Below are 11913 nucleotides of genomic sequence, written 5' to 3'. Positions count from 1 at the left end.
TATTGCGGTCGATCGCCGAGACCACGGGATCAGGACTTGACGGCTCCGGCACCGAGATCGACCTTCCAGAATCGCTGGAGGACAAGGAACAGCACCACGAGCGGGATGATCGAGAGCAGCGCCCCGGTGATCACCAGCGAGTACAGCGCCGGGACGGTCGAGCCCTGGTTGAGCAGACCGTTGAGCCCCACGGTGATCGGGTAGAGGCGGTCGTCGCCCAGCATGATGTAGGGGAGCATGAAGTTGTTCCAGATGCCCACGAACTGGAAGAGGAACACCGTCACGAGTCCGGGCGCCATCATCGGCACCGCGAGCCGCAGGAAGATGCGGAGATCGCTCGCCCCGTCGGTTCGGCCGGCCTCGATGATCTCATTCGGCACCGACGCACCCGCGTAGATGCGCGCCAGGTAGATGCCGTACGGGCTGATGATCTGCGGCAGCAGCACGGCCCAGTAGGTGTTGGTGAGGCCGACCTGCGCGAGCAGGAAGTACTGCGGGATCGCCAGGATCACGCCGGGAACCAGCACGCCGGCCAGCAGCACCATGAAGGTGGCCTGCTTGCCCTTGAAGCTGTACTTGGCCAGCGCGAAGCCGGCGAAGGCCGAGACTGCGGCCGAGAGGAACGCCCCGACGCCGGCGTAGAGGGCCGTGTTGAGCATCCAGCGCCAGTAGAGGCCGCCCCGGTACTGCGTCAGCTCGACGATGTTATCGAACAGGTGGCGCGAGGGCACGAACGTATTGCTCGTGAACAGGTCGCCGCCCGACTTGGTCGACGCCATCAGCACCCAGGCGAGTGGCAGGAGGCAGTACAGCGCGCCGAGCAGCAGGATGATCGTCGACGTGTAGCTGGTCTTGTCGTTAGCGCCGATTCGGCCCGAGCGGTTCTTCGCCAGCTGGGGACGAGCCATCGACCCGCGCGATCCGAGGGGTTTTGTGACGGTGCTCATGAGTTTTCTTCCTGGAAGGCGCGGCGCTGGACGACCCGGAGGAAGGCGAACGAGAGCGCGAAGATCGTGACGGCGATGATGATGGACGTCGCCGAGGCCGAGTTGACGTCGTTGCGGATGAAGGCGTCGCGATAGACCTTCATGAGCGGGGTATAGGTGCTCGAGATCGAGTTGGTGAGCGGCTTGAGCGTGGTCGGCTCGGCGAACACCTGGAGCGTCGCGATCAGGGAGAAGATCGCGGTCATGATCAGCGAGGGCAGGATGATCGGGATCTTGATGGCCAGGGCGACCCGGATCTCGCTCGCCCCGTCGAGCCGGGCCGCCTCGTAGAGGTCGGTCGGGATTGCCTTGAGCGCCGTGTACATCACGACCATGTTGAACCCGACGCCGCCCCAGAGGGCGATGTTGGCGATGGCGAAGATGACGCTGCCCTGCGACAGGACGTCGGGCGAGGGCAGGTTGAGAGCAGTCGTCAGGTCAACGAAGGGGCTGACGCTCGGGAGGTAGAGGAATCCCCAGAGCAGACTCGAGATGACGGCGGGCACCGCATAGGGCAGGAAGATTACGACGCGCGAGAAGCCGGCGAGACGGGTGCGCTTCGAATCGAGCAGCAGCGCGAAGACGAGTGCGAGGACCAGCATGGCCGGCACCAGGATCAGCCCGTACAGGCCCACTCGGCCCGCGCTGGCGAGGAAGTCGGAGTCGGAGAACGCCGCAGCGTAGTTCGAGAAGCCCGCGAAGACCGTCTTTCGAGCGCCGGATCCGAGTCCGAGACCCTGGACCTCGGTCTTCTGCAGGCTGAGAATCAACGTATAGACGATCGGCGCCGCCATGAAGATGAGAAAGAGGATGGTCGCGGGGGCGAGCATGGCGTACGGGGTGAAATTCAAACGGTGACGGCGGGCGGCCCGGGGGGCCGGCGCGGACGGCTTCGCCGCCGGATCGCGCCCGGGGGCGGTCTGGTCGACGTCGACGGTGGTGGTCATTTCTAGTCCTCCTGGGGGAAGGGGGTGGGGCGGACCCTGACTTCGGGCCCGCCCCTGAGGAGTGGACGCTGCTATTTGACGGTGAAGCCGGAATTCTTGAGGTCGGCCACGGTGATTTTCTGCATCTGCGCGGCCGCGTCGAGGAACGCTTGCTGGCTCTTGGCCTGAGCTGCCTTGCCGAACTGGTCGTTGAATGCCGAGTAGGCGACGTTCACGTTCGGTCCGTAGGTGAAGGGCTTCACGGTCTCGGCGATCTTGGCGGCCTGGGTGTAGAAATCGGGCTGGTTCTTGAAGAAGCCGTTTCCGGTTGCGAGGGCCGCCTTCGAGTCGACCGTGTCGGCCGGGTACAGCCCGCCGTCGGTCACCATCTGGCTGACAGCGGTCTTGCTCGTGTTGAGCCAGGTGTTGAACTGCACCGCGGCCTTGACGTTCTTCGACTGCGAGGTGACCGCGACGGCCGAGCCTCCCCAGTTGCCGGTCGCCTGCTCGCCCGCGGTCCACTGCGGGAGCGGCGCCATCTTCCACTTGCCGGCGGTCTTCGGTGCATTGCCGGCGAGGACGCCGGGCGCCCAGACGGCGCTGACCCAGCCGACCTGCGTGCCGGCGGCGAGGCCCTTGTTCCACTCGGGCGTGTACTGCGGCTGGTTGTCAATCACGCCGTCTTCGACGAGTCCGCCCCAGAACGACGCGACCTTCTTGGTCGAGGCCGAGTCGATGTCGACCGACCAGGAGTCGCCGTCCGAACCCCACCACGAGGCGCCTGCCTGCTGCGTGAGACCGGCGAATTCACCGGCGTCGGCCGACGAGAACGTGCCGAGGTAGTTCTTCGGGTCGGCCTCGTGGACCTTCTTGGCGACATCGGCGTACTCGGCCCACGTGGTGGGAACAGAGAGTCCGAGCTTTTTGAAGACGTCGGCCCGGTAGTAGAACATCATCGGGCCGGAGTCCTGCGGAATCCCGTAGAGAGCGTCGGATCCGAGCGTCACAGACGACAGGACGCCGTCCGAGAACTTCGAGGTCGTCTCGGCGGAGACGTCTTTCTTGATGTCGATGATAGCGTCGGCCGACACGAGGGTCGGGATCTTCTGGTACTCCGCCTGCATGAGGTCGGGAGCCCCAGATCCTGCCTTGATGGCTGTCAGCAGCTTGGTGACGGCCGGGTCGCCCGCGTCGGTCTTGACGTAGGTGACCTGGATGTTCTTGTGGGTCGAGTTCCAGGTGTCGACGACCTTGTCCATGTTGGGGGCCCATCCCCAAAAGGTCAGCTTGACCGGCTTATCGGCGGTGCCGAGACTGCCGTCGTTGCTGTTCGACGATCCGCTGCTCGAGCAGCCGGTCATGACCAGAGCCGCGGCCAGGACGCCCGCTCCGACTGCGGCGCGAATGGTTCTGCGCATTGTTCCTCCTCGTTGAGTGCCGAGCGTCTTCGCGTCGGCTGCTGTGCACGCCCGGTGCCGGGCCCTGTGACTGTTAGCGGTTACAGTACGTCACGCTCATCCCGGCTTGTCAACCCCGTCTTTTGCGGTGATACTCGACTCTGTCACCGGTTACAGTTCCGTAACCGGTAACAGTTCCAGCCGGGCCAAGCCCTGTTTTCAGCGAGGAGAACCGAATGACCACGACCCAGCCCGAGACAATCCCCGGCACTGGCAGCGGCTGGCTCCCCGGCACGTCCACCATCGCGTTCGGCGGCGACTACAATCCCGAGCAGTGGCCGCGCGAGGTCTGGGACGACGACATCCGTCTGATGCGCGAGGCCGGGGTCAACCTGGTCAGCATCGGCATCTTCTCGTGGGTGCTGCTCGAACCCCGCGAGGGAGAATTCGACTTCGCGTGGCTCGACGAGGTAATCGAGCTGCTGCACTCGTCCGGCATCGCGGTCGACCTCGGCACCCCGACGGCCTCGCCGCCCGCCTGGTTCTGGGCGAAGTACCCCGAGGCGCGGCCGGTCAGCCGCGACGGTGTGCCCCTCGGCTTCGGCTCGCGCGGCATGGCCAGCCCGAGCTCTCCCGCCTACGCCGAGGCCACCGCCCGCATCGTCACCGCGCTGGCCGGGCGCTACGGATCGCACCCGGCCGTCGCCCTCTGGCACGTGCACAACGAATACGGCGCCCCGGTCTCCGAGAGCTACGACGAGGCGTCGGTCGCCGCTTTCCGCCTCTGGCTCGCCGCCCGCTACAAGACCCTCGACGCACTCAACAGCGCCTGGGGCACGACATTCTGGGGTCAGCGCTACGGCGCGTGGAACGAGATCGACGCCCCCCGCACCGCTGCCACCGTCGTCAACCCATCGCAGCGCCTTGACTTCGCCCGCTTCACCAACCACGCTTTGCTCGAGTGCTTCCGCCGTGAGCGCGACATCCTGCACCGGCTGTCGCCGGGCATCCCGGTCACCACGAACTTCATGGCCACGAACTGCCCGTCGGTCGACTACTGGACCTGGGCGAACGAGGTCGACGTCGTCGCGAACGACCACTACCTTGTGGCGGAACGCACCGATAACCACGTGCTGCTGGCACTTGATGCAGACCTGACTCGCTCGCTCGCCGCCGGGCGTCCCTGGATCCTCATGGAGCACTCCACCTCGGCCGTCAACTGGCAGCCGCGTAACCTGCGCAAGCAGCCCGGCGAGCTGCGCCGCAACAGCCTGCAGCACTTCGCCCGGGGAGCCGACGGGATCCTGTTCTTCCAGTGGCGGGCCTCCCGCTACGGCGCTGAGAAGTTTCACTCGGCGATGCTGCCGCACGCGGGCGAGACGTCGCGGGTGTTCCGCGAGACCGTCGCCCTCGGTGCCGAGCTCGGGGCGCTCGCACCCGCCGTCGGCAGCCGCGTGCACGCGTCGGTCGCGATCCTCTGGGATTGGGAGTCGTTCTGGGCACAGGACCTCGAGTGGCGTCCGAGTGTCGAGCTCGCCCACCGGCGCCAGATTGAGACGTTCTACACGCGCCTCTGGGACGACGGCGTCACAACCGACTTCGTCCACCCGGAGGCCGACCTCTCGACGTACGACCTCGTCGTCGCTCCGAGCCTCTACCTGATCTCGACGACAGCCCATACAAACATCGAGGCCTTCGTCGCGGCCGGCGGCACGTTCGTCTCGTCGTACTTCACGGGCATCGTCGACTCGCACGACACGGTGCACGACGGCGCGATGCCCGGTGCGCTCCGCGACGTGCTCGGGCTCACGGTCGAGGAATTCGGCCCGCTTCCCCAGGACACCCCGGTGCAGCTCACCTCCGGTGCGGTCGGCAGCCGCTGGACCGACGCGATCCTGCTGCAGGGTGCCGAGGCGATCGACGCTTACGTCGACGGCCCCATGGCGGGCGGCGCGGCAGTCACGCGGAACTCCTTCGGTGCCGGTCACGCCTGGTACCTCTCGACTGACTTCACCGCCGAGCAGCTCGCCGACGTGCTGGCTGGCGCCTACGCCGACGCCGGCCTCGAGGCCGGGCCGGTCGCACTCCGCGGCGTCGAGCGGGTGTCACGCCGAGCCGACGGGGTGACGTTCACGACCTGGATCAACCACACCGACCGCGACGTGACCCTGCCCACCGGGACGGTGCTCGCCGCCGGAGACGCGGTCGTGCTTCGCGACGACGCGTGATCCCGATCCTTCAGGAGGCCCGCTGGCGGACGCTCGGCCCAGGCCAGGTGTGCAGGATCCTGGTGGTCGACTCGGTCACGGGCACGACTCGGGTGGTCCACGAGTCGCACGATGTCACCTACGAGTCACCGAACTGGACGCCCGACGGGCTGTCGCTGATCGTCAACGCCGCGGGCCGCCTTTACAGCGTGCCCGCGGCCGGCGGGGTGCCGACCCCGATCGCCTCGGGCGCCCTCGACGATCACAACAACGACCATCTCGTGTCGCGCGACGGCACGACGATCTACTCCTCGTCGGAGACCACCGGGCACCTCTTCGCCGTGCCCGTCGGGGGTGGTGAGCCGGTGCAGGTCTCGCCCGATCGAGACGGAGTCTTCGGCTACTTCCTGCAGGGGCAGTCGCCGGACGGCGGGATCCTCGCGTTCACCGGAGCCGAGCGTCGCGACGGGCTCGACTTCGTGAGCGGGCTGTTTCTGCTCGACCTCGTCTCGCAGGAGGTCACCCGGCTCAGTTCCTGGACCGCAGACTCGGTGGGGTGCGACTGGTCACCCGACGACTGGCTTTACTTCGGCTCGGAGCTCGGCGCCGCCGTGCGCGGTCACTCGCAGGTGTACCGCATGCGCCCCGACGGCCGCGGTGTCGAGCAGCTAACCGACGACGAGCGCGTCAACTGGTTTCCGAAGGTGTCGCCCGACAGGTCAGGGGTCGTCTACCTGTCGTTCCCGCCCGGCACCGTGGGGCATGCGAGCGACGTCGACGTCATCATTCGATCGATGGCGCCCGACGGCTCGGGCCAGCGCGATGTGCTCCGCCTTACCGGCGGACAGGGCACACTGAACATGAACTCGTGGGCACCGTCGTCCGACAGCTTCGCCTGCGTGTCGTATGAGTTGGAGTACTGATGGAACAGCGCATCTACGGCCGAACCGGTCTCTCGGTCTCGCCCCTCTGCATCGGAACCTCGTCGTGGGGCCGCCCTAAAGGTCATGAATTACAGGCCGAAGCCGACGTGCGCATCGCCGAAATCGCGAGATCGTGGGCGATCGGCGCACTGCGTCTCGGTACGGCGTCGCAGGGCGGGACGACCCTGAACTTCCTCGACACCTCCAACGAATACGGGGAGGGCCTCAGCGAGCCGCTGATCGGCAGCGCCCTAGCCGCGTCATCGGCGGTCGTCGATGGCTCGGTGGGCAACGACTTGGTCGTGCAGACGAAACTCGACCGCGATGTCGCGACCGGCAGCTTCTCGACCGATCGCATGCGACGCTCCCTCGAGGAGTCGCTGTCAAGGCTTGGGCTCGAGCGCATCCAGGTGATGCACCTGCACGACCCCGAGACGATCGGGTTCGACGCAGCTATGGCCTCAGACGGCCCGGTCGCGGCGCTTGTCGCCATGAAAGAAGAGGGGCTCGTCTCCTTCATCGGCATCTCGGGCGGCCCCGTCGGCATGCTGCATCAATTTGTCGAGACCGACCTCTTCGACACCCTCATCACCCACAACAGGTACACGCTCGTGGACCGGTCGGCCTCCGACCTGTTCGACGCGGCGACCGCCCGAAATCTGGGTATCACGAATGCAGCACCCTACGGCGGCGGAATCCTCACGGGCGACCCGCGATTCGCGGGCTCGTACGGCTACCGCCCCGCGACCCCCGAGATCCTCCGCGCAGTGAACGACCTGCAGGGAATCTGCGACTCGTACGGCATCTTACTGCAGACGGCTGCGCTCCAGTTCAGCATACGGGAGCCCAGGATCCACTCCACCGTCGTGGGGGTCTCGTCCCTGCCGCGCCTCGGGTCTGCCATCGAGGACGCCACCGCCGCGCTGCCGGAAGCGCTGTGGGCTGAGCTCGACGCCGTGGTGCCGGCCGGAATCGCGCTCGACGCGTAAGGTCCGTCTCCCTAGATGACGCGGATCGGCAAGGACTAAGCGTCACGTCAAATTGTCTTGTCCGAAGAGCGTCACCCTGAGTGGTTTAAGCATCGCAATCGGGTCGTTTGTAACGCACGTCGCCCGGGTTTCGTGTCCGGTCTTGCAACGGTGGGGGCATGAGCCCGAACCGTCGACGAGACCGCACCCACGACCGCACTCCCCCACAACGCGATGGCACCGGGCAAGCGGCCACCTCAACACTCCCCGCACCCGCAGTGCAGACCTTCGTAATGCAGGCGGACCCGTCCCGGGTCCAGCAAGCTGACTTCACCCTCTGTGCTGTTGCCGGGTGCCCGGCGATCGCGCTCCCGGAGGATTGGGAGGTCGTCAATCTCGACACCGGCGACGAGCTACCCGTGCGCCTCTGCGACGAACACCGACTCGCCTGCCTCCGCTCCTGAACCCCGCATCGCTCACGTGCGGCGACGACGCGGACCCTCTTGGCAGCCGCGAGCGACGCAACTACAACGGGCTGCATCTCTCGCGGAGCCTTGCCGTCTGCGGCTGTCCCAGAACTTGACGCTCTTCTCGAAAGGAAGAGCCTGAAAGGTGGCAAGACATACGATCTCTACGTGAAGAGAGACCAGCGGGCGGCTGAAGTCCTGGCGAGTCCGCGTGGGCGCTACTTCTGCAACGCCATCTCTCAGTGGACCATGACGAAGGAGTCCGGTGACCAGGAGGCAGCGTGGAACCGCATCAACCTCGACGTGATTCGTAACACCACCGACGCAGCCGTTCTCCTTGCGCCCATGGGCGACACGATGGACAGCACCAGCTACTGGGGCGAACACCACGGCGACGCAAATTTGCGCACCGAACAGGAACGGCGCGCTCTCACCAAGATCATCGAAGCCGTTCTTGCCAGCCCGGCGATGGACTGGTGGTCGATGCCTTTCGAACCGTTGTCACAGTTCCTCGTGGCTAACGAGCACGCCTGGTGCGGATTTGAGGCACCGCCCACGACGGGTGCTGCTGACCGGCTGGCGCAATGGCGATGGCAAGTCGACCGTGCCAACAAGACCGGCGTCCCGAAGAAAAATGCTGCGCAGGAAGCGGGTGGGGAATGGTGGTCCACTCCCCTGTTTCAGTCGGTGATAAGCACGCGGCCGCTCGGGGAGCTGCCTGCACTAGAGATCGAGATCACCGAGGACAGGTTTAGTACGAGAACCTCTCGGATCTTCCACATCATGCCCACCCCCACGCCGCGAGTTCGCGAGATCGACGGGCCCGACGACTGGGTCGATCTTGTCGAGACCTACCCTTTCGACGTCACCGGGCAGAAGCGGGGAACCTGGTGGCAGACGACGCGGATCGACGACTCCTGGTTCATCCCGGACTGGGCCGCCGTTGCGGCGGACTTCGACGTCGTCCACCTCACCGGAATGGGCTACCTCACCACCGCCGGCCGGCCCTTGGCCGTGGAAGGCGGCCACACACTCATGGCCGGCTTCAGCCCGGACGAATCCTTCTGGCTCACCGACTCGTTCCACTTCCCGGAACCCGGAATCGACTGGGAACCCATCCCGTCGGAAAAATAGCCGCCCCTGGGCTTACCCAAAGAGCCCTTTTCCCTGGCTCACCGGTCGCAGCCTTCGACCGCCATGGTGCGTGCATCCCCTGCCCATGAAGCTTCATGCAACAACATCGGTATCCCTGGAGGGAACCGGGCCGAAGCAATCTGCCCAGTGCCCCCGCTTCCCTTCCCTGGGGAGCGCGAGGGGCCAGCCCCTCGCCCCGACCGGGTCACCGGCCGGGGCTTACCCATCACCGCTGGGCAGTGAGGCGAATCAGCTCGAGGTCGACCTGCACGTCGTCGGCGTCACCTTCCCAGAACAGGTCAAGAATGGAAGAGCGGATGTTCTCGAGGTCGACGCCGCCCGCCCGGTCGGGGAATGACACCGTGACGGTGACGCTGTGCACGGGGGCTGCCTCATCAACATCTCCCCCGGTGTCCTCACCCAGGCTGTATTGGTACTCCCATTCCAGCCCAACGACAGGAACGCTCTGACCAGGAAGGGACTGTGCTGCCTGGTGTCGGTCGTCGTCCGGGGTGCGGGGCGCGGGTGCACATCTAACGGGTGCCGTCGACGTCGTACGTTGACGCCGTGCAGGTGGTCTCGGTACGGCTGAGGTCGAGGGCGGGGGCTTCGGGGTCGGGTGCCTGACCGAGGGTGTCGGAGCGGCTGTAAGTGATGATCATGGGTTGTTCCTTTCTGGGGTGGGAGGGGCGGCCGCTGCGCCGCCCCTCCCTGTGCTGGTGTGTTAGGCGGCGTCTTCGGCGTCGGAGGTTTCCTCGTTCTCGGGGGTGAGGATTCCGGCGATCTGGTGCGCGGTGTGGAGCACGCGGGCGGCGGTGGATTTGATGAGGTCGGCATCTCCGTCTGCCCACCCGGCGATGTACCCGACCGAATAGGCGGCGGTGTCGAACCCGGCAAGCCCGGCAACGACGTACGCAACGCTCTCGGCCTCGGTCTCCATGAGCCCGCGGTGTGCGGCGTATTCGGCCATGTCCTCGGTGTGATCTAGGAGCACGTGCGCCAGCTCATGAATGGTCGTTTTCGCGGCGTGCTCTGGCGAGAGGTTGTCGTCGATGACGACGGTCATCGTCTCGGGCCGTGTCACGCCGTTCATGGCGCCGGGAAGGCTCTGGCGCTTGATCGTCCAGCCTTCCTCGGTGAGGTAGGTGCTGAGGGCATCCACGATGCCGTGATCCTCGGTCCCGGTAAGCTGGGCCGTGATCTGGCCGGAGTCACCCTGGTCGGGGTCAATCAGCTCCGTCTGGCCGATATCGAACACCGACAGGATCGGAAAGCGCGCGATCCGTTTTTCTACCTCGTTGCCGTTCTCGTCTTCCTCGGTCACCTTTTTGGTCGAGTACCCGAAAATGCGGATGCCTTTTTCTCCCTTCCGGACCTGACGGTTCAGGGATTGCCACGTGCGGAACCCGGCAACGTGGGAGGCGTCGTCTCGCTGGCTAAGGATCAACAAAACGTTGTTGAGGCTGTACGCGTGGAACGCCTGCGCAAAGTCGAGAAACGCGGTCCACCGGTCGGAATCGCGCAAGCTCTCAACCTGGGTGGCGATCGACGCGTGGAGGGCGTCGGCTTGGGCTTTTTTCTCCTCGATCGTCTTGGCGGGGGTGCGGGTGGCGGTCGTCTTGGTGCGGGTGGCGGTGGTGGTCATGGTCTTGGCTCCTTGGTCTGGATCGGTGAGGATGGAAGGCGGGAGGGGGCAATTACGATTTGTCCCCTCCCACCTGGTGTCACTCGCTGTCGTCGCGGGTAAGGGTGTCCACGAACGTCACCCGGTCCTGACCGGTGAGAACTTGCGTGTTGTGGAGCGTGAAGCGGACACGGCCGAGAGCGGCCAGATCCTCGTCGCGCATCGCTAACTGGCGCTGACGCAACGGCCCCTCGTTGTCTCCGGTCGGAACGGTCGTGATGATGGTGGTGATTTTCTGCATCTGCTCTTCCTCTCCCTTTCGTTCTTTTTGCCGCGAAGGCACGAAGTGTCGAGTAGGAGGGGCGGGAGCTGTGCAACCTGAAAGGCGGTGGAGGAGAGAAGTTCGGCCGAAATAAGGGAGCGTGCGACCGCGGCCGTACTTGTCGGGGGAACCGGTGGCGAAGCCACTTGAACCGCTCCCGGACCGACGTACGATGCCGCAGGCTTCACGGCAACAAGAACAAGGCCCGCAGGGCCAGACAGGGCAGCTCTGCTGCTCCATGGGAGCGCAGCGACCTGCCGGCACGGCCCGCTCCGACCACCCGCTGAGCTGATGCAACAGACTGGGGGCATGGCCAGACAATGGGACCCCGAACAGCACACGTTCGTGGACAGCTTCCCCGCAGCTCCGGCGCGGCCGAAGGTCCTCGCTGCCGCCACCCGGTTGTTCTACGAAGAGGGTGTGCGGACGGTCGGTGTCGACCGGCTCACCACCGAGGCGCAGGTAACCAAGGCCACCTTCTACAAGCACTTCGCATCCCGCGACAGCCTCGTCCAGGAGTACATCGACCTGCTCTGCGCGAAAGACCAGCAAGCCCTGGCCGGCGCGGTCAAGACGGGCACCACAGCGAGGGGCGTCATTGACGCAGTCGTGGAGTTGGTAGCCGGAGAGATTCTGGCCCCGGGGTATCGAGGGTCGGCTCTGCTGAACGCCGTGGCCGCCTACCCAGACCGGGACCACCCGGTGCAGGTCAGGATGAGCGCTCACGCGGCTAGCCGGAGGCCGCACTCGAGGGCGGTTTGCGGTGCGCCGGCCGGACGCTCGCCTTTCAGCTCGCAGCGGCCCTGTCCCTGATGATCGTCGGAGCCCACGGTGCCGCGACTCTCGGGGACCGTGACAAAGCCGTTACTTCGGCGCTCGGCGACCCAGGACAGCCGCAGAACGCTCGGAGGCGAAGACCAGCAAAGATGTCAAGGCTATGGCCCAAGTTCCTCCAACCC

At 65.8% G+C, this 11913-nt stretch carries 12 protein-coding genes; 5 read left to right on the top strand and 7 right to left on the bottom strand.

Features of this window, described 5'->3' with window-relative positions; all coding sequences use genetic code 11:
• Positions 1 to 29: 29 nt before the first annotated feature.
• The 3 genes from EDF46_RS16680 to EDF46_RS16670 form a co-directional block, all read right to left on the bottom strand.
• Entirely contained in the window at positions 30 to 947 is a 918-nt protein-coding gene (locus EDF46_RS16680) for a carbohydrate ABC transporter permease (protein WP_199738313.1), read from the bottom strand.
• Entirely contained in the window at positions 944 to 1933 is a 990-nt protein-coding gene (locus EDF46_RS16675) for a carbohydrate ABC transporter permease (RefSeq protein WP_123507591.1), read from the bottom strand. Before EDF46_RS16675 ends, EDF46_RS16680 begins: the two co-directional genes overlap by 4 nt.
• 71 nt (positions 1934 to 2004) lie before the next feature.
• The gene (locus EDF46_RS16670; RefSeq protein ID WP_123507589.1) at positions 2005 to 3330 is read right to left on the bottom strand and encodes an extracellular solute-binding protein; all 1326 of its coding nucleotides are present in this window, start codon (positions 3328 to 3330) and stop codon (positions 2005 to 2007) included.
• A 215-nt stretch (positions 3331 to 3545) separates the two neighbouring features.
• On the opposite strand from EDF46_RS16670, the gene EDF46_RS16665 reads away from it, so the two are divergent.
• The 4 genes from EDF46_RS16665 to EDF46_RS16650 all read left to right on the top strand — a co-directional run bounded on the left by EDF46_RS16665 (position 3546) and on the right by EDF46_RS16650 (position 9008).
• Entirely contained in the window at positions 3546 to 5537 is a 1992-nt protein-coding gene (locus EDF46_RS16665; RefSeq protein WP_123507587.1) for a beta-galactosidase, read from the top strand.
• Positions 5534 to 6439: a biopolymer transporter Tol gene (locus tag EDF46_RS16660; RefSeq protein WP_123507585.1), complete on the top strand. Its 906-nt coding sequence runs from the start codon at positions 5534 to 5536 to the stop codon at positions 6437 to 6439. The genes EDF46_RS16665 and EDF46_RS16660 overlap by 4 nt, the downstream gene beginning before the upstream one ends.
• Complete coding sequence (locus EDF46_RS16655; RefSeq protein WP_123507583.1) at positions 6439 to 7428, top strand: aldo/keto reductase; 990 nt, start codon at positions 6439 to 6441, stop codon at positions 7426 to 7428. Before EDF46_RS16660 ends, EDF46_RS16655 begins: the two co-directional genes overlap by 1 nt.
• Positions 7429 to 8042: 614 nt before the next feature.
• Entirely contained in the window at positions 8043 to 9008 is a 966-nt protein-coding gene (locus tag EDF46_RS16650) for a hypothetical protein (protein WP_123507581.1), read from the top strand.
• A gap of 226 nt (positions 9009 to 9234) precedes the next feature.
• Here EDF46_RS16650 and EDF46_RS18425 read toward each other — a convergent pair whose 3' ends face one another.
• The 4 genes from EDF46_RS18425 to EDF46_RS16640 all read right to left on the bottom strand — a co-directional run bounded on the left by EDF46_RS18425 (position 9235) and on the right by EDF46_RS16640 (position 10933).
• Positions 9235 to 9390 carry a hypothetical protein gene (locus EDF46_RS18425; protein WP_158614291.1) on the bottom strand — a complete coding sequence of 52 codons (156 nt, stop codon included), beginning with the start codon at positions 9388 to 9390 and terminating at the stop codon, positions 9235 to 9237.
• 151 nt (positions 9391 to 9541) lie between these two features.
• Positions 9542 to 9670, bottom strand: a complete 129-nt coding sequence (locus EDF46_RS18850) for a hypothetical protein (RefSeq protein WP_255410982.1) — start codon at positions 9668 to 9670, stop codon at positions 9542 to 9544.
• A 62-nt stretch (positions 9671 to 9732) separates the two neighbouring features.
• Positions 9733 to 10653, bottom strand: coding sequence for an ArdC-like ssDNA-binding domain-containing protein (locus tag EDF46_RS16645; protein ID WP_123507579.1), 921 nt, complete (start codon positions 10651 to 10653; stop codon positions 9733 to 9735).
• 79 nt (positions 10654 to 10732) lie between these two features.
• Complete coding sequence (locus EDF46_RS16640; protein WP_123507577.1) at positions 10733 to 10933, bottom strand: hypothetical protein; 201 nt, start codon at positions 10931 to 10933, stop codon at positions 10733 to 10735.
• 330 nt (positions 10934 to 11263) lie between these two features.
• Between EDF46_RS16640 and EDF46_RS16635 the strand changes: the two genes are divergently transcribed.
• Positions 11264 to 11767 (top strand): TetR/AcrR family transcriptional regulator, encoded by a 504-nt coding sequence (locus EDF46_RS16635; protein WP_158614290.1) that lies wholly within the window; start codon positions 11264 to 11266, stop codon positions 11765 to 11767.
• Positions 11768 to 11913: the final 146 nt, after the last annotated feature.

Source organism: Frondihabitans sp. PhB188, assembly GCF_003752365.1.
Lineage (GTDB): Bacteria > Actinomycetota > Actinomycetes > Actinomycetales > Microbacteriaceae > Frondihabitans.
The sequence above is the reverse complement of the archived record's forward strand: the minus strand, read 5'-3'. Positions and strand labels throughout refer to the sequence as shown.